The sequence below is a fragment of the Halopelagius fulvigenes genome (genome assembly GCF_055398025.1).
This window is the reverse complement of sequence record NZ_AP043845.1, coordinates 185,637-203,736: the sequence shown is the minus strand read 5'-3', so window position 1 is coordinate 203,736 and position 18,100 is coordinate 185,637. Positions and strand designations below refer to the sequence as shown.

Genomic DNA, 18,100 nt, shown 5'->3' with positions numbered 1-18,100 from the left:
TCACGCTCCGATTTCGGGGCGGTCGCCGTCCAGTTCGGTCGGTTCGGTCTGTTCGATACGCACGCGCTTGATTCGCGTCTGTTCGACCGACTCGATGTGGATCTCGACGTTCTCGAAGCGGAACGTCTCGCCCTCCTCGACGAGTCGGCCTGCTCGGTTGAACACGAACCCGGAGATGGGGGAGAGGAACGCCGAGAGCCCCATCAGTACGACGAGAGCCGTGGCCCCGGCGAGCGTCACGACTCCCCGTGAGGGGCGAACGGCGTCGAACAACGGCGCGTCGGCGACGGCGAGGAACATGTGGAAGGGTGTGTAGCGGAGCGAGGGTGCGAGTCAGTCGCCGAGCGATTCGCCGGTCTGCTGGGCGTCGATCTCGACCTCGTCGAGGCCGACCCCTTCCTCCTCAGGGAAGTAGCAGGCCGCCGAGTGGTTCTCTCTGGTCGCGGCGTCGAGGCCGGGTTCCGAGCGGCGACACTCGTCCGTGGCCTTCGGACACCGCGGCGCGAACGCACACCCCGACGGGAGGTTCACCGGGTCCGGAGGCTCGCCCTCCAGGAGCACTCGCTCGCGGTCGGCCGACGGGTCCTTCTCCGGCGCCGCCGAGAGGAGCGAGCGCGTGTAGGGGTGAAGTGGCTGCGACGCGAGACTCTCGACGGTCCCCTCCTCGACGATGCGACCGAGGTACATGATGGCCAGTCGGTCCGACACCTGCGTCAGGCTCGCGAGGTCGTGGGAGATGTAGACGACTCCGATGTCCTCCGTATCGGCGAGGTCGCGGAGCAGGTTGAGGAGGTTGACCTTGAGCGAGACGTCGAGCATCGACGCCGGTTCGTCGCAGATGAGGAAGTCCGGGTCGAGGACGAGCGCCCGCGCGATGGCGACGCGCTGGCGCTGACCGCCGGACAACTCGTGGGGATACTGATCGAGGAACTTCCGGGCCGGCGTGAGCCCGACCCTCTCGAGGGTCTCGATTATGGCCGCCTCCCGTTCGTCGGTCCGATAGTCGTGGATCGTCAGCGGCTCCCCAATGAGTTGCCGGACCTTCTGTCTCGGGTTGAGGGAGTCGAAGGGGTCTTGGAAGATGATCTGGGCCTTCCGGCGGAACTCCTTCATGTTCCCGTCCTGATAGTACTTGTGGGACTTCCCGTCGAAGGTGATCTCACCGCCCGTCGGCTCTTCGAGGAGTGCCATCGTCTCGCCGAGCGTGGACTTCCCGCAGCCGCTCTCACCGGCGATGCCGACGACCTCGGATCGGTGTACCGTGAGCGAAACCCCGTCGACGGCTCTGACGAAGCTCGGGTCCTCGCCCCGAACTTTACTGAGGATCGTCTGGCTCTGGGGGTACCACTTCTCGAGGTCCTCCGTCTCGAGGATGGTCTCGCCGACGTCGGACTCCGACGATTCCTCTTCGATGATTCCCCACGCTTCCGGGTCCTGCGCTTCCTCTCGCATCTGCGCCGCTTTCCGGATGTTGTGACACGCCGAGTTGTGGTTCCGGTTCGGGAGGTCGACCGGGTCGGGATGGGACTCCGCGCACTCCTCGGTCGCGAACGGACACCGGTCTTCGAACACGCACGAGGTGGGCTCGCTGTCGAGGTTCGGCGGCGAACCCGGGATCGAGACCGGATCGGTGCCTATCTCGTCGAGTTCCGGGAACGAGTTCTTCAGCCCCATCGTGTAGGGGTTCGTCGGGTTGATGAGGACGTTGTCGACGCTCCCCTGTTCCATCACTTTCCCGCCGTAGAGGATCGAGAGTTCGTCGCACGTCTCGGCGATCACGCCGATTTCGTGGGTGATGAGGAGGAGCGAGCTGTCGATCCGGTCCTGAATCTCCAGGATCTTGTCGATGATCTTGTCCTGGACGATGACGTCGAGTCCGGTCGTCGGCTCGTCGGCGATGATGAGGTCGGGTTCCAGAGCGAGCGCCATCGCGATGGTGACGCGCTGGCGCATCCCGCCGCTGAACTCGTGCGGGTAGTCGTCGATCCGGTCTGGGTCGAGTCCGACGAGGTCGAAGAGTTCCCGCACTCGATCCCGCGCGGTGGACTTCGAGACGTCCCGGTGTTTCTGGATCGCCTGTCGGATCTGGGCGCCGGTCGACATCACCGGGTCGAGCGAGTCCATCGCGCTCTGCGGGATGTACGCGATGTCCTCCCACAGGATGTCGCGGCGTTCCTGCTCCGAGAGGTTCGTCAGGTCCTCGCCCTTGAACTCGATCTGGCCCCCCTCGACGTTCCCGTTGTCGGGGAGGAGGCCCAGTATCGCTTCGGCCGCGGTCGACTTTCCGGACCCGGATTCGCCGGCGAGTCCGTAGTTGACGCCTTCGTCGATGCTGAACGAGATACCGTTGACCGCGTGAACGCTGCTGTCTTGCGTGTCGTACGTGACCTTGAGGTCTGTGACGTCGAGGAGACTCATGATTCTGTCTGAATTTCTGGGTTGATGACTTCCTCGTAGGCACGGCCGACGAGGAACACCGAAGTCGTGATGGCGGCGATGCCGATAGCCGGCGGTAGGACCCACCACCAGGCGATGCGGATGTTCCCGGACGTGAACACCATCCGGAGCATCCGACCCCAACTCGTCGTCGTCGGATCGCCGAAGCCGAGGAACGCGAGGCTCGCCTGCGCGGCGATGGACCACGCGACACCGTAGGCCGTGTACAGGAAGCCGATCGGCAGGACGTTCGGTGCCACGTGGTAGAACATCGTCCGGAGGTTACTCGCTCCGCTCGCGCGCGCGGACTTGACGAACGTCCGTTCGCGGACGGAGAGGACCTCAGAGCGGACGACGCGTGCCGGCATCTTCCAGAGGAACGCGGCGATCACGCCCGTGATGAGCCAGATGTTCGGCGTCATGAAGGTCAAAAGCAGCAGCGCCATCGGCGTGAACGGGAGCGAGAACGTCAGGTCGGTGATGCGCATCAACACCTCGTCGACCCACCCGCCGTAGTAACCGCTCACGAGTCCGACGAGGAAACCGATCGCACCCGTTCCGATGCCGCCGAACAGTCCGACGATGAACGTCGGCCGCGCACCCGCGAGGAACTGACTCAGGACGTCTTTCCCGTAGGCCGTGGTGCCGAACGGCGCCGCGGCGTTCGGCGACGAGAGCCGCATGATACTCCCGTCGGCGTTCTTGACGTCGTACCCGATGGGGTCGTGCGGCGCGAGTACCGGTCCGAAGAGGCCCAGGACGACGAAGGTCCCGATGACGAGGACTCCCGCCAACGCGAGCCTATCCTGGCGGATGAACGCGAGTTGCTCCTTCAGCGCGCGCTTCCAGGCGTTGACCCGTTCGAAGACGACCGCACCGTTCTTCGACTCCGCGCTCATGCGGTCCCACCTCCGCTGGTCGAGACGGTCGGATCGAAGTACGCGTAGAGGACGTCGGCGACGAGGTTAGCGATGATGACCGCGAGCGCCATGATGAACACGGCCGCTTGGACGACGGGGTAGTCCTGTTGCTGAATCGCCATGACGAGGGCGCGGCCGATACCCGGCCACGCGAAGACGACTTCCAACAGGATGAGGCCCTGGAAGATCATCCCGAGCCGAAGCGCGAAGTACGTGAGGACCGGCAGCATCGAGTTTCTGCCGGCGCGAGCGAGTTGTTCGAGTTCGGTCAGCCCCTTCGCCTTGTGGAGTTTGAGGAACTCGGAGCCTTTCTTCTCGATGACGCCGTTCCGCGCGAGTAGCAGGAAGTCGCCGCTGTAGTAGAGGACGGCGACGCTGAACGGCAGGATGTAGTGGTGGAGGAAGTCCATCGAGAGGTACGTCTCCGTGAACCCGCTGGGCGCCGCGGTGATGTCGCGCATTCCGAACGCGGGCACGACGTTCAGGGTGTACGAGAAGACGATCACGAAGATGATCGCCGTGATGAACACCGGCGTCGACCGGAGGTACGTCGTCGTGATGATGCTGAACTTCTCGAGCGTGCTCCCGCGGTTCCACCCGACGAACATGCCGAGCAGCGTGCTCAGAACCGCCGTCGTAACGAGCGCCGGCACGAGCAGGATGAGCGTGTTGAACAGTTTCGGTCGGATCACCTGCCAGACCGGTTCGCTCTGGAGGATGGAGTACCCGAACTGGAACGTGAGGATGTTCTTGAGGTACGTCAGGTACTGCTGCCAGAGGGGCTGGTTCAGCCCGTACATGGCCATAATCTCGTTGACCTGCTGTTCGGTGAGGTTGCCGGCCGTGATGAGCGCCTCGAAGGGGCTCCCCGGCAGGAGTCGCAGGACGACGAAGATGACCGAAACCGCCACCAAAGTCAGCACCGCGGCGATGGCGAACCGCTTTGCGAGGAAGCGCTGGAACTCGCTCATCGCGCCACCTCCTGGTCTCTGGTGGTCACTTCGGGCTGTGCGTCTCGAAGTCGTTCGTGCGCGCGGCGGCCGCACGCAGTGTACTGGCGTGCGGTCGCTCTCGTGGTATCTGGTATCGGATGCATATCTCGACTTGTCGTTGGTCGCTTACCCCGCGGACGGTCACAGGACCGGGGAGACCCCGGCGCGTAATGACGCGGCTGTGTCGACGCGAGGCGCTTCCGCGACGGCGTTGTGTGTGGGACCATGAGTTGGGTCGGCTTGGGTGGTCGCGTGGGCGAGTTACGAGAAGTCCGATTGCCCGAGCTCCTCGCGGCGCTTGTGCGTGTTTCCGGTCTGTATTCGCTCGACGAAGGCGGCCCAGGCGTCACCGTTCGGGAAGCGGATGTTCCCCCCGGAGTCCCAGGTGTAGCCCGCCTTTTTGAGGATCGTCTTCGCCTCGTCGACGCTGTGAGAGTATTCCGGGGTGTCCTCGGTGTGCCACGGGTTGATCGGGGAGATCGGGTTCTCGCCGTTGGGAACCGTCGCTTTGCCCCGCAGCACGCTCTCGGTGAACCCCTTCTTGTCGACCGCCTTCGCGAGGGCGACGCGGAACTCCTTGTCCCGGACGAGCGGACAGGAGAACATCAGCTTCACGTCGAGAGGCGCGAAGTTGTCGGCGACCATCTTCTCGATGCCGTCGGTCTTCGCCGCCCGGTCTGCCTGTCCGTTCGATAGCGTCGTCCCGATAGCGTCGATCTTGCCCTGCTGGAGGGCCCCCAACATGGAATCGACGTTGCCGACGTTCACCCAGACGACGCCGTCGATACCGGAACCGCTCGCGAGGCGGTCACCGAGGTACTTCCCGCGCGTCTGCTCGTCGAACAGCCAGTGGTCTTTGTTCGCCGACACGGTGAGCTTCGAACCCTGCTCCCAACTCTCGTACTGGAAGGGCCCCGTCCCGATCGGATTCTCCGGGTTGTGCTGGGAGGGGTTGTCGACGTCCTTCCACTTGTGCTTCGGGATGATGACGCTGCGGACGACGCGTTGCGTCATGAACGCGGCGTCGGGGTATTTCAGGTTGAAGCGGACCTTGTGGTCGCCGAGGACCTCCGCGCTCTCGATCGGTTCGTAGAACGGGACCTGGCTGGTCGAGGAGTGCTCCTTGTAGAAGTCGACGGTGAACTTGACGTCCTCCGCGGTGAACGACTCGCCGTCGTGCCACGTGACGCCCTCGCGAAGGTCGAATTCGATGGTCGTGTCGTCCGTGAACTTAGCGTTCGTCGCGAGTGCCGGCACGACTTCGAGGTCCGGATTCGCGTCGAAGAGGCCGTCGTAGACGTACTTGAGGCGTTTCTCCTCGGCACCCCCCGCCGCCCACGGGAGGTTGAGGGAGTTCATCGACGTCGTCACACCCTTGACGTACGTCGTCTCGTCGGTCTTCGGCTGGAGGTTGACTTCCGTCCACCGGAACGAGTCTCCGGTCGGCCCGTTACCGGGCGTCTTCACGTATCCCTTCCACTTCTTCCGGTTCGCCGCCGTGATCACGTCCGGGAACAGGCTGATGATACCGCCGACGTCCTCGGCAAATATCCGCTGAGCCTTCGAAACCAGCTCTTGGCGCTTCTTCTTGTCTCCGGTAACGGTTCGCTGTTTCTCCAGAACCTCGTTCAGTTCGGGATTGAAGTAGTTGTCGTAGTTCGAGGGATTGTCCTTGTGCCGACGCATCAGTAGCGGGTTCGGATCGAGTCCTCGCTGCGGGTCGGGGCCGTGCGTGCTCATCGAGATGACGGCCTGCAGGCCCGGCGTGTTCCAACTCTGCGCGTAGAGTTGGTTGAGCGGCCGGTCGTTGAGCGAGACGGAGAGGCCGAGGTCGTTCGCCGCCCGCTTCACCATGAGCGCGTGTTCGCGCATCCACGGGTCGTCTTCGCTCGAGAACTCGACCGGGATCGGATCGAGAACTGCGCCCGCTTTCGCGGTGTAGTCGAGCGGGGGCTTCTCCGCGTCGATGTTCGACCAATCGTGCCAGTACTTGGTCTCGACCGACTCGGGCGCTCCCTCGGGGACCTTCGCTTCGAGGCTCTGCCCGCTACTCGTTCCGCCACCGTTGGATCTGTTACTACACCCTGCCAGCGCGGTCAGCGCCGCCGTACCGGCTGCGGTCGCCGCGAGGTATTCGCGCCGACTGAATCGGTCGTCTGTACCCGAGCGCTCCGATTTGTCATGGTCTTTCGATTCCATGTACCCCTCCATTGTGAGTTATTTACACTCAAGATATTCCCGAAGGACGATGATGAAGATCGTTCTTTATAAGGAGTGTCTGTCACCTGACGTTTGCACGGACTCGGAGCGGGGAACCGTACTTCAGAAATCGTTCGGGCCGTAGATCAGTGCAAGCAGAGCCCGTTCGGCGGTACGGAGTCGCTCGCTCAGCGTGGACTGCGCGATGTCCAGTTCCTCGGAGAGTTCCTTGGCCGAAACCTCCCGGGGAACGTCGAAGTAGCCGAGTGTGTAAGCCGTCTCCAGGATTTCCAGCTGTTCGGTGGAGAGCTTCGTGGTTAACACCTCCATTAACCGTCCGCTATCGAGGGGTTCGCCCGGCTGTTCGATCTGGTTCACGCTCTGTAGTTCGAACTTCCCGAGCGTCTCCTTGATCTCGTCGGCGAGTTCTCGAAAGTCCTCCCACTCGCGGGTCGTAACGACTACCTCGAACAGGTCGTCTTGGTAGACGATCCGGTTCGGGATGGATTCTTTCCGAAGTACGATCCCTAAAATGAACGGGTAAGATTCGTTCGCGAGGAGCGTGAGGCGCTTCACCGTCACGTCGGTCGGACCCGTCGGAATCGTGCGCGTATAGAAGAGGGACGTCCCGGAGATTCCGCTCAAGAGTTCCGCCGGGTCGAAATCCTCCGTCGCAGAGATCGTGAGCGACTCGATCCACTTTCCGTCCTCGACGTAGAAGGCGTTGTCGAGTTCGATGCTCCGAACCTCGTCGAGCGTGTTCGCGATTTTGGACATCACCCCCGTCGGAGTCGTTCGAAACTCAACTCGTAGAATGGTATCTCACCTCTGTTTCGTTCAGGGATAACCGTATATACCTTCACCGATGCCTCCGGGCGGGAACCGGCGTCGTAGCGTTCAGACGCCTTCCAACCGCTAGTTGCCGTGACAAGATCGGAGCTCTCCGAGACGGCGAAACGGGCGGGACTCCGTCGGCCGCGGAAAGTCGACAGTTCCTCTCGGAACGTACACCCGGTGGCGGCGTACGCGCCGTTCCCACTAGTTGGAGCATCGGTACGGAGCGGATACTATCCAGATACTAACACATTAATCCGTCCTGTACGCTCTATTTCGCACGGGAATCCCTATTCTTCGCGTGGAAATACTTGCGAAAAGATTGAACGGACGGCCGAGTCGGGCGAGGCGAACCGAACCGTGGCCGACGGTGGCGTGCGAACGGACGCACTTGCCGTGATTCGGGGATACGACGAGGAGGCGACCATTGGAAGTGTCGTCCGCGAAGCGCACACCGTCACGGAGGAGGGCCTACACGGCGTCGATCTCCCGCTTAGCGGTGGTATCTCGCTGGCATTCCGATCGACTTGCCGGTTTCGTTGTCAGAATCATCAGCATTTTCCTTCCCGGCGCGGTTCCCTCCTACCTTCTTCTTCGGATTATCGCGCAGCGACGACTTGCGGAGTGCGGTAGAGACGACGCTCACAGAACCGATCTGTGAAGGGGTAGTACAGGCAAGTTCTCGGTCGCTTGGCATCCCGCTTCTGATAACTGGTAGGCTTCGTTGACTGGAGTTGGCGACGCTGATGACGCCCCATTTGGAGATATGTGGAGCTTGAGACCGACCTGAGACGCTACACACGCGGGCTTTGGCTACGACAATTCATCAACACGTTCTAATCAGAAGGTAGAGATAGCCTAGATATGCCCTCCCCAGATGGACCCTCCACAAAGAACCAGGCGTTAGTGACTGCGCTTCAGTGGGGTCTGGTTCAGACGTTCGTCCTCGATACGCTCGGTCGACTTCTCCGAAACTATTACCGCGCATCGACGGACGCGTTCTTTCCACCTGATTGGGTGGCATCAATTCAATTTGCGGCCCCGCTGGGTCTCCTCGTTGGCAGCATTAGTGGCTATCGGTGGGTGACTAGCGGTCGAGCCGCGACGTTGGCGTCGGCGCATCGTAACCGTGTGGTATTCGTCGGGTCGCTTCTCGCAGGCTGGACGCTCGCTATCGTCCCGACAATGGCATTCCAATGGCTCCTCGGAGACCAATTGTTCTCGACGCCGTACTTCGTCCTCCCAACTCTCACGGCGGTTGCGGTCTTCGTCGGCTCGTACCTACTCGCCTATCGAGTCGACCCGAAGTGGTACCGTCGTCATCGGACCCAACTCCTCGGCGCGGTCAAAGGTGCGTTTACTGGGCTGGTGATGGGATTCATCGGGTTCATCGCATACGCTGGATATCTCGCTGCAACTCAAACGAACTATAGTATCAGTGGTGGGCCTGGGATCGTCGTGGCCGTGGGTCTCGGGGCAATTGCCGGCTATCTCCTGACTGATACGGAACGTAGCGGAGACCGCTCTACAGAATTTGTTGTCCTTTTGATTTTGTTCGTTCTCACATTTAGTCTCGTCACGACCCTCGGTATGGTCATACTCGGGGTCGTTGGGGTGCCACTGTTCGGATTTTCTTCGTCATTCATCTTGCCTCTCATCCCACTCGTCTTAGCGCTCGCACTGGCCGGTTACTTGGCGTACGGAGTTCGGACGACGTTCTATCAACGATTCGTCGGTCGGTAGTCAACGGCTGAGCACCGGCGCTGTTGAAATCTTTAGTCAGTAACGACTTGTCGGGTGTACTGACTAGAACACACGAATCGGTCCCCGGCCCAGTACTGGACGCGGCCTACATACGTCGGTGAATACAGCGTCTATATCCAGCAGGCCGTTCGTATCAGCCGCTGAGAAACGCAAGGGGGCCAACTGATTCAGAACGGCCCGCCACCGGCAACCACCTGAAGAGATTATCCCGCTCGACCACCGAGAACCCGTATGCAGTGGTGTGACCAGCCTACGAGAGTAACCGGGAGCGAGGATGTGAGCGCCCAGAACCGATGTCCGAAGAGGGGAGTAGCGTGACCGACGACACCCTCCCGGCCGAACACCTCTCGCCGCTCGCAACGCTCGTCGACGAGGTACTCGCGGGGGTCGGCTACGAGGTGGCGGCCGCCACCGACGTCATCGACGATGCCGTCCCCGGCTACGGCGGTCTCTTCGATCCCGCGACCACCCCGGACGAGTTGCGTCGCGCGCTCGAAAGCCTGCTGGAGTCGGGACTCAGCCGGCCACCGATCTCTGAGCCAACGAGCGACGCGTTCGTCCTCTACGTCGACGGCAGTTCGCGCGGCAACCCCGGCCCCGCAGGTGCGGGCGCTGTCATCATGGACGCCGCGGAGGACCAACTCGCGCGTCTCGGCCGACCCGTCGGCTCCCGGACGGGGAACAACACCGCCGAGTACGTCGCCCTCCAACTCGGCCTCTCCGAACTGTTGGCTCGCTACGAGCCACGCAGGCTGGAAGTGCGCATCGATTCGATGACGGTCATCCGAGACGTCTGGGGCGGCGACGACCCGACGGAACCGGGCGTCGAGACGTACAGCGAGGCCGTCACGGCGGCACTATCGAGCATCCCGGAGCACCGATACACGCATCTGGCCGACAGCGACCCGAACCCCGCCGACGCACTAGCGACAGTGGGTGCCGATATCGCAGCCTTTGGGCCTGAATAGGAGCGTTGCGCCGCTTAAAATCCGAAATCCCGGCACCGTGGAAATCCTCAGAAATGAATAGAATCACGTACCGACTATACCTCTGTAGAGCGTCGGTCAGTAGAGACGCTCGGTCGCGATTTCGGCACCCTCGACGAGCGCCTCCAGCTTCGCCCACGCGATTTCGGGGTCGACCATCCCGAGTCCGGCCTGCGTGCCGAAGCCGCAGTCCGGCGCGGCGACGAGCGGCGTCGAGTCGTCGACTGCGTCGGCGACCCGCCCTAAGCGGTCCGCGATAGTCTCCGGGTGGTCGACGATGTTCGTCTTGACGTCGACGACGCCCGGGATCAGCGTCCACCCGTCAGGAACCGGCTGCTCGGCGAACGCGCGGTATTCATGCTGGTGGCGGGGATTGGCCTGCTCGACGCTGAGTCCGGTAATGTCTGCCTCGTAAATCACCGGCAGCATCTCGACTAAGTCGGTGTCGAGGTGGTGGGGACCCTCGTAGCTCCCCCAACAGGTGTGCAGTCGGACCTGTTCGGCAGGGACGTTCGACAGCGCTTCGTTGAGTGCCTCGACGTGGAGTCGCGTGGCTTCCTTGACCTCCGCTAGGGGTTCGTCGGCGTACGCCGCCGTGTGGCCGACGGTGAGGAGTTCTGGCGCGTCGATCTGAAGCGTCATCCCGGTTTCGGCGACGAGTTCGTACTCCTCGGCCATCGCGTCCGCGACGGCGAAGAGGAACTCCTCGTAGGAGTCGTAGTACTCGTTGACGTGCGTGGCGGTGACGACGCTGGGCGACGCCGAGGTTACGAACGTCTCCGTGAATTCGGCGTCGACCGCTGTGAGCGCGGCGCGGAACTCCTCGAGTTCAGCCTCAGCCTCGTCGTGGCCGGTGTACTCGACGGATCCGGTAACGACGGGTTGCATCGAGAGGTCGATAACGTCCGTCTTGAACGTCTCCGTAGCGTAGTCGGGGAACTCCTGGAGGTCCGCCCAGAGTTCCTGTTCGCGCTTGCCGTCGATACCGCTGAGGCGGTCCGCGACGTACCAGTTGAACGAGACACGGGATTGCTCGCCGTTGTTAGCGACATCGAGACCGACCTCGGCCTGACGCTCGACGACATCGCGCGTGGCATCCTCGACGGTCGCATCCCACTCGTCGGCGTCGATGTCCTCACCGTCCTGGCGCTTCTTCAGAAGATCGAGTAGTTCCGGCGGTCGGGGGAGGCTACCGATGTGCGTCGTACGAATTCGCTCGTCGTTCGCAGTCATGGGTACTCGTGTGAGTAATACGCCCGAGCAGAAAATATAACTCACGGTATTTGGGTTACGATCTCAGCTACCGTTTATGAGCGCTTCTCTCACCCAGCGAAGACCGGGCACGAGGAGGTGTCTAATAGTCCGAAGTCAACCGCTGTCGATGCCATCGACGCCACGGAATCGAGCAGCACACCACCATCGACGGTGCGGATGGTTGGAGCAGTGATTCGGCGATTTCTCGGAAACGCGGGGCTCTTTGATGTACCGGGCCTCCAAAGTGAGAGCAGTACTGTATCCTATACTGTCACGTAGCGTATCGGTATACACCGTTGCTCTCTTGCAGGAGTCTTTACCACTCACTTGCGAAATTCCGTATTCTATGATACACTGGAAAGTAAGGAATATTGGGCAGATGATTTTTTATCATGTCCGTTGATTTACCTCTGTATGACGGAGCAGGTGTTCAACCTCACTGGCTTCCAGCGTGACCTTCTGACCGTGATCGCTGGCCTCGATGAGCCGTCGGGACAGGAAGTGAAAGAGGAGATGGAGAAGTACCACGACGATATCAACCACGGTCGCCTCTACCCGAACCTCGATACGCTCGTCGAAGAGGGCTACGTAGAGAAAGGGCAACTCGATCGGCGGACGAACTACTATGAAGTGTCCGACCGAGGGGAGCAGGCGCTCCTCAACCGACGCCAGTGGACGAACTCGATTGTTCCAGAACTCAGTACGAACTCGTAATCCGACGGTACACCCTTCGAGCGGCCTCGTTCGGTCCGTTTAGAGAGGGGACTGCTAGTACTCAGTGGAGCGCTACTTGGAACCTTCAGCCGCTGAGATACTCGGCTTCCTACTCCTGACGAGCGGTGATTTCGCGGTTCCCCCTTCCGGTCAGGGTGTAGTAGTTCGTTCGCTTGTCACGCTCACCTTTCTCGATCAGCCCTTTCTCTACGAGGGTGTCGAGATTCGGATACAGACGTCCGTGGTGTACTTCCTTTTCGTAGTAGTCCTCCATCTCCTCCTTGATCGAGAGACCGTGCGGCTCGCCGAGACCCGCAACGACGAGTAATAGATCACGTTGGAACCCGGTGAGATCGTACATCCAACGAATCTGATTACTCAGGTAATATAACTATACCCCTCGTTCTCTATTGTGAGAATGTATCTTCAACTGGAGAAGAGAGCAAGAAGCGGATTTCACACAGGAGACCCGCTGTTCTAATAGTTCAGTTTATCACCTTCCTGAGAGGTAAGGCGTTCACAGGAGCGCGTCTCAGCGACGATTCCGTCCAACCCTCCGCTTGCAAGACCGGTACGACGGCGATGACCGGTACCGTCTCACTCCTTGGATAGGTCGGCGGTGACAAACAGGTCGCAGAGGCATCAACGGAGAACCAAACATTGGCTGTTGGACAAGCCGTATTCGACCAAGTGCGTGGTAACCCACCAGAAGGCTTTACTTCCGCTGTGCTTGGCTGACCTATATCCCCCTCGCGGTAGTTGTTCCTCGTAAAGACGACTTACCCCAACTCGTCGTCTATTTCATCTCCTTAGACCGATGGATCCGTCACACCAAACGCAGAGAGACTGTCCGCACCCCAGATCCGAGAATCGTCCATCTCATGGTCTTATTGACGACCTTGTGAGGGCTGCAGATTCGATGTGGAGTGAGTATCCGAATATCCCAGATCGTGCTAACCGAGGCTAACTAATGATTCAGACCCTCCGGCAACTCCTCCGGCGTTCACGAACCGAAGACCGACTCTACGAGTGTCGCCACTGCGGAACGATCGTTTCTTCAACTACCGATGTGTGTCCGGTTTGCGATTCGCACGAGATCGGACGCCACGATCTCTCCTGAGGCGACGAGAGTAGTTCTCTGTATTCGACTCGACGGATGAAATCTACGGGGACTTCGGCAGAGCGGTCCGTCGAACAGACGGGAGAGAACCCATCCGCGGTTCCGTGCGAGCGGGCTACCCCCGCGAATGTAACGAGTAGGCGATAAGCAGCACTCCGAGGAACTGAAACAGCCGCGTTATGAGCGTAAGCGGTTGCTGGTACTGCAGACCGAGGTACCCCTCGCGGAGGAGAAACGAGCCGACGAAGGCGATACCGAACGCGACGGCCGTGAGGAAAAACAGCCCCAGAGAGAGCGCTTGCATCGTTCGGCTGTCGTGGCGGCGATACCCGCGGTAGGCCTGATATCCCACGTAGCTACCGACGAGCGTCGACCCGAGGGCGAGCGCAATGATCGCCCAGTCGATGAGGGTTGCCACGGAGACCATCTCAGAGGTCCTCCCACATCTTCGTGAAGCGGTCGGCGGTGTCGCTCTCCTGTTCGCCGGGGAACGATTCGGTGTCGGTGCGCGTCACGGCCGCCTCGAAGGAGCCTGTCTCCAACGTGATAGAGACCTCGGACAGCGTGGCCGTGTAGACGCTGTAGTGGTTGTTACTGGTCCGTATCTTGGTCTGTTCGTCGAGGAGCCCGTACGTTTGTAATCGTTTCACCCGGCGATAGACCGTCGGTTTGGACATCTCACATTCGTCGACAAGCTGTTGTGCGGACATTGGTTTGATACTCGTCGCTGCGAGGATGTCTCGGGCGTACTCGTCGCTGAGGACATCGAGAAGATCATCCAGCGCAGGATCCTCACTCACGTTTCGGTCGAATAACTGCCTGATGGATTAATAAGACCCGCTGGTTCTGAACACCGACGGTCGTAGCGACCAGTTCTAGAAGTACCGCGGGGTTGTGGGGGCAGTACCGCGATACTTTGGAAGGGCAGATACGTCAACGGAGACTGCGATGGGATGAATCGTGCTGTCAGAGGGCACATCCCCAGACTTCGGGCGTGGGGGCACGTCGTCAGTTCGTCTGAACCCATCGCACTTCGATCGACGGGCCGTTACAAGATATAAAAGGGGGACGAGTTTCTGACCCAGAAACTCGCGCGGTCTCAGGCGGGACAGCCCACCGACCGGCCGACTTCGATCAGACGGTCCGTTTCGACGCCGTTCCCCCGGACGGTGTAGCCGTACCCGTTGCAGTTCCACGAGAGCGATGTGCTCGACCCGTAGTCGAGGGTCGCCGGCCGGCCGTCGAGCGTCACTTCGTGTTCGTCGGGGTCGATGTCGAGGGTGTAGTTGAACTTCGCAACTGTGAGTTCGCGTCCCTCCGAGGCGTAGCGGAGTCCGACCCCGTCAATGCGGCCGGTCGTTCGCGTCGCGTACACCAGTTCAAACGCGGGCGGTACGGTCGGATCCGGCACCGAGAGCGAACTCTGCGCCTCCAAGGCGGTGCTGCTTCGGTACCACTCCGTGCTCGGGACGTCCGGCCGCCGTACTGTCGTGTTGGCGTCTAGTTCGGGTCGGAACGCGCCCGCCGGCACCTGCGCGTCGAACGTCACGTTCGTGTACGTTGTCGTTACCGACCGCCGGGCGCCGTCGGCAGTCCACGCCGTCTGCTTGCGCAGCGGATAGAACCGTTCGGTGTCGACCCACAGTCGCTGTCTGTAGTGCGCCTCGCTCCGATTGGTCGCGGGGACGATGTCGAGCACGTACGTCTCCTGCCCGCCGACGGTATCGGTCTCGACGAATTCGACGGCGTAACTACGGTTCTCGTCCACGTCGGGGGCGACACCGGTCTGTCGCGGTAAGACGGGCAACGGCGACACGCCGATGGATTGCGGCCGGCCCGTGTCGTCGGTCAGCCCCGCGGCCGCGACGATCTGTTGGATCCGGGTAGCCGTGTGCGACTGGGTCGGTGGTCCCGTCAGCGTGACGGCGGTTACGGCGTCTCGGTCGGTATCGTGGAGCCAGAGCGTCGACCCGTTCGAGACCTGCAGTTCGTACCGCCGGTCCGACGCGTTTTCGAAGCGGATCCGTTTCCGGTCGGTACCCGGAACGAGCGTGACGGTGGCGACGTTCCGAGATGTGACGGTGCCGTTAGTCTGCATCGTGACCGTCTGCGTTCCAGTCAGCGCGTCGATGGAGCGGTAGCGCTCGGTCACGTTAGCGTCGACTGAGGGGCTCGTGTTTCCTATCGCACCCCCTGACGCCCAGAGAGCTGCGAGAAGCACGACGCCAAGGAGCAAGAACGCGACGAGTGTACGTCGGTTGATTCGGAGTGGAGGGCGGGCCATACTAGTAGCACGCTCAGTGAGGCTTTGAATACGTGTCGGATAGTAGATGTTTAAATACTTATGGACATTCGTCGCCGGAATTCAGCCGGAGTTCCTCGTCAAACGCACTAGTAACGAGGTATCTACGAGAACGCTTGTGACGAGTCGATACTCTCTTTGAGCCGTTGCCACTCGTTTCGACCGTACGAATCGTAGAATTTCTGGATATCGTCGACGGATTCCCTCATTCTCATCAACGCCTTATCGTGCGGCAGACACAATTCTGGCGGTGTTTTCGGATACAACCGTCCGTTCAATACAACAGTGCTGACTGATTTACCACATACAAATATTCTGAAATAACCACACCGGAATCATCCTCCGAGGTTGTAGACCCGCGCACAACAGAAGGTAGTATATCGATATAGGATATAGGAGAACCGAACCAAGTCGTCGAGGACCACGATATCGATTCTTACACGCCCGAGAGTGAGACGAATTACGTCGAAAACAGTCTCGTGAGACGTGAATGACTCCGTTCGGGATCCGACACCACCGGCGTCTTCCCCGAAGCGACGACTTGTGATTTAATCGACGAGTGTTCCGGCATTCGTCGCTGAGCCCTTCATTACACCCCTATTAGAGTAATGGAACACCGTAACTATTTCCGACACCGGACGCTCACAGTTCTCTTCTATATCCACGCTTCGTCCGAATCTCCCAGGAGGAACGAGTCGCCGATCCGGAAGGCGTCGGAGGCGGGCGGTCAGAAGAAGAGGACGAACACGCCGATCTGAATCGGGACGAGGAGCAGGAGCGTCCCGAGAGCGATTGCGCTCGACGTTCGCACCAATTCCACGCCGTCTACGACGCCCATCCCGAGGATGGCGACGAGGACGGCCGACTGGTAGGGGAAGAAGTACGTGTTGAGTGCTACGGCCTCCATCATCGCGACCGGAACCAGCGGAACGCCGGCACTCGCCGCGAAGGACATGAGAACCGGTGTGAGGACGCTGGCGACGGCCAACCCCTCCATCACCAGCGCGAGCAGTTGCGAAACCACGACCACGAACCCGAGTATCACCGGGAGCGACGCGTCGCTCGGAAGATACGAGAGGAGTTCCCTCGCGGCGAGGTCGGTGAACCCGATCCGTCGGAGGCCCTCGGCGATAGCGAATATCGCCCCGAAGAAGAAGAGAATCGAGAAGTCGGCCTCGGCGACGGCGTCGGCGTCCACGACGCCGATTCGCGGCGCGAACGCCAGCAACACGACCGCGAGCGCACCGAACAGCGGGTGCAGGCCGTGGAGGAAGTCCGTCGCCCAGATGGCCACGCCGACGAGCAGAAATCCGAGCATCCGCATCTCGTCGGCCGATGCGGTGACGCTCTCGGTCCGTTCGGGGGCGACGACGGCGTCCCGGTCGCGCGGGCGATAGAGGAGGTACGTGACGCCGACGACCAACAGGACGCGTCCGACGCCCATCACGGGGCCGAGCCACCGCAGCCACTCGGTCCACGAGATGGCCGGTCCGCCGCTCGACTCGACCAGTCCGGTCACGATGATGTTCGCCAGCGACCCCGTCAGCACGCCGGAGGAGCCGTAAAACGTCGCGAATAGCGGTCCGAGGAAGATGCCGACCTTCGCGCGGCGTTCGGTGAACACGTCGCCGAGCGAGAGTAAGATGGGGCCGAGGATGAGCACTCGAACGAGCGCCGAGGGAATTAGGACCGCGAGCGCGAGGCTGGCGAAGCAAAAGTAGACGAGCAGATACCGAAACGCGACCACGGCGTCGGTCAGAATCCGGTCGGGCATCCGGTCGCGGGTGAACGCCTCGACCAGCTCCGCGAGTCCGCTCTGGCGGGCCGCCTCTCCGACGAGGATGCCGACGGCGACCAGCCACGTCGCCGGCGACCGAAAGCCCGTCAGCGCCAACTCCGTCGAGAACGCGACGCCGACGAGTCCGATACAGACGAGCGCCGTGAACCACGGTTCGACGGGGGACCGTATCCAGAGGGCGACGCAGAACACGGTGATAGCGAGCATGAGGGACGCATCATCCGCCAGCGGAGCGAATCGGAGAATCCCCCCGGCCGCGAGCAGACCCGCGGGGACCGAGAGCCACGCGGGGTCCAGATCGGCGAGTTCGACCGCGACCCGACGCGTTCCGTCCGGCATCGTGATTCGGTGGTCACGGTCGAGCGCATTTACTCTATCGAACGGACTTCTCGACGCGGACTCCCGCCGACCGACTCGGTCTGGCGATCTGAGCGACTCGTCGCGACGAACGAGGGCGAGAGACAACCGTTCGTACTGGCGTCGATGTTCTCACCGCGTACGCCCTCGTCCGAGGGAGCGTCCGTCCGAAACCCTATTCGGGCGATATCGGGCCGTAAATCGCTCACTGCGACGGAATAACGACGTGACAAATTCGGCCGAAGGAGCGTTATTTTGGGTAATGTTTATGACGGACGGAGCGGGAAATCTACGCAATGATGCAACCCGACGGGCAGGCGGGCGACGGCACGACTGCGTTCGACGAGCGAAGGCGGTCTCAGGTCCGTCGAGCGCCGTCTCGTCGCCGGACGCGCGAGGATCCGTTCGGGGTGGGCAACTGAGG

Annotated in this window: 16 protein-coding genes; 4 read left to right on the top strand and 12 right to left on the bottom strand. The window is 61.3% G+C overall.

Annotated elements, in window-relative coordinates:
• The 6 genes from ACZ522_RS03980 to ACZ522_RS03955 all read right to left on the bottom strand — a co-directional run bounded on the left by ACZ522_RS03980 (position 1) and on the right by ACZ522_RS03955 (position 7,324).
• Positions 1-300, bottom strand: coding sequence for a transporter associated domain-containing protein (locus ACZ522_RS03980; RefSeq protein WP_379692101.1), 300 nt, complete (start codon positions 298-300; stop codon positions 1-3).
• A 33-nt stretch (positions 301-333) separates the two neighbouring features.
• Positions 334-2,418 carry a dipeptide ABC transporter ATP-binding protein gene (locus ACZ522_RS03975; protein ID WP_379692102.1) on the bottom strand — a complete coding sequence of 695 codons (2,085 nt, stop codon included), beginning with the start codon at positions 2,416-2,418 and terminating at the stop codon, positions 334-336.
• Complete coding sequence (locus tag ACZ522_RS03970) at positions 2,415-3,335, bottom strand: ABC transporter permease (RefSeq protein ID WP_379692103.1); 921 nt, start codon at positions 3,333-3,335, stop codon at positions 2,415-2,417. Before ACZ522_RS03970 ends, ACZ522_RS03975 begins: the two co-directional genes overlap by 4 nt.
• On the bottom strand, positions 3,332-4,327 hold the full coding sequence (locus tag ACZ522_RS03965; RefSeq protein ID WP_379692104.1) for an ABC transporter permease: 996 nt from the start codon (positions 4,325-4,327) through the stop codon (positions 3,332-3,334). Before ACZ522_RS03965 ends, ACZ522_RS03970 begins: the two co-directional genes overlap by 4 nt.
• A gap of 282 nt (positions 4,328-4,609) precedes the next feature.
• Positions 4,610-6,547 (bottom strand): ABC transporter substrate-binding protein, encoded by a 1,938-nt coding sequence (locus ACZ522_RS03960; protein WP_379692105.1) that lies wholly within the window; start codon positions 6,545-6,547, stop codon positions 4,610-4,612.
• 123 nt (positions 6,548-6,670) lie between these two features.
• The gene (locus ACZ522_RS03955; protein ID WP_379692106.1) at positions 6,671-7,324 is read right to left on the bottom strand and encodes a helix-turn-helix domain-containing protein; all 654 of its coding nucleotides are present in this window, start codon (positions 7,322-7,324) and stop codon (positions 6,671-6,673) included.
• 921 nt (positions 7,325-8,245) lie between these two features.
• Here ACZ522_RS03955 and ACZ522_RS03950 point away from each other — a divergent pair.
• A complete protein-coding gene (locus tag ACZ522_RS03950; protein ID WP_379692107.1) occupies positions 8,246-9,124 on the top strand; it encodes a hypothetical protein in 879 nt (292 codons plus the stop codon).
• Positions 9,125-9,459: 335 nt separating this feature from the next.
• The gene (locus tag ACZ522_RS03945) at positions 9,460-10,113 is read left to right on the top strand and encodes a ribonuclease HI family protein (protein WP_379692108.1); all 654 of its coding nucleotides are present in this window, start codon (positions 9,460-9,462) and stop codon (positions 10,111-10,113) included.
• Positions 10,114-10,209: 96 nt separating this feature from the next.
• On the opposite strand, the gene ACZ522_RS03940 is transcribed toward ACZ522_RS03945, so the two are convergent.
• Positions 10,210-11,364 carry a methionine synthase gene (locus ACZ522_RS03940; protein ID WP_379692109.1) on the bottom strand — a complete coding sequence of 385 codons (1,155 nt, stop codon included), beginning with the start codon at positions 11,362-11,364 and terminating at the stop codon, positions 10,210-10,212.
• Between the two features lie 435 nt (positions 11,365-11,799).
• Between ACZ522_RS03940 and ACZ522_RS03935 the strand changes: the two genes are divergently transcribed.
• Positions 11,800-12,099: a PadR family transcriptional regulator gene (locus ACZ522_RS03935; RefSeq protein ID WP_379692110.1), complete on the top strand. Its 300-nt coding sequence runs from the start codon at positions 11,800-11,802 to the stop codon at positions 12,097-12,099.
• A 109-nt stretch (positions 12,100-12,208) separates the two neighbouring features.
• On the opposite strand, the gene ACZ522_RS03930 is transcribed toward ACZ522_RS03935, so the two are convergent.
• The 5 genes from ACZ522_RS03930 to ACZ522_RS03910 all read right to left on the bottom strand — a co-directional run bounded on the left by ACZ522_RS03930 (position 12,209) and on the right by ACZ522_RS03910 (position 17,658).
• Positions 12,209-12,460 (bottom strand): helix-turn-helix transcriptional regulator, encoded by a 252-nt coding sequence (locus ACZ522_RS03930; RefSeq protein WP_379692111.1) that lies wholly within the window; start codon positions 12,458-12,460, stop codon positions 12,209-12,211.
• An 874-nt stretch (positions 12,461-13,334) separates the two neighbouring features.
• Positions 13,335-13,646: a DUF7521 family protein gene (locus ACZ522_RS03925; protein ID WP_379692112.1), complete on the bottom strand. Its 312-nt coding sequence runs from the start codon at positions 13,644-13,646 to the stop codon at positions 13,335-13,337.
• A gap of 1 nt (position 13,647) precedes the next feature.
• Positions 13,648-14,019 (bottom strand): helix-turn-helix domain-containing protein, encoded by a 372-nt coding sequence (locus ACZ522_RS03920; RefSeq protein ID WP_379692113.1) that lies wholly within the window; start codon positions 14,017-14,019, stop codon positions 13,648-13,650.
• A 299-nt stretch (positions 14,020-14,318) separates the two neighbouring features.
• Positions 14,319-15,503 carry a LolA family protein gene (locus ACZ522_RS03915; RefSeq protein ID WP_379692114.1) on the bottom strand — a complete coding sequence of 395 codons (1,185 nt, stop codon included), beginning with the start codon at positions 15,501-15,503 and terminating at the stop codon, positions 14,319-14,321.
• A gap of 745 nt (positions 15,504-16,248) precedes the next feature.
• A complete protein-coding gene (locus tag ACZ522_RS03910) occupies positions 16,249-17,658 on the bottom strand; it encodes an SLC13 family permease (RefSeq protein ID WP_379692115.1) in 1,410 nt (469 codons plus the stop codon).
• A gap of 314 nt (positions 17,659-17,972) precedes the next feature.
• Between ACZ522_RS03910 and ACZ522_RS03905 the strand changes: the two genes are divergently transcribed.
• Positions 17,973-18,098, top strand: a complete 126-nt coding sequence (locus tag ACZ522_RS03905) for a hypothetical protein (protein WP_379692116.1) — start codon at positions 17,973-17,975, stop codon at positions 18,096-18,098.
• The last annotated feature ends 2 nt before the right edge of the window (positions 18,099-18,100 follow it).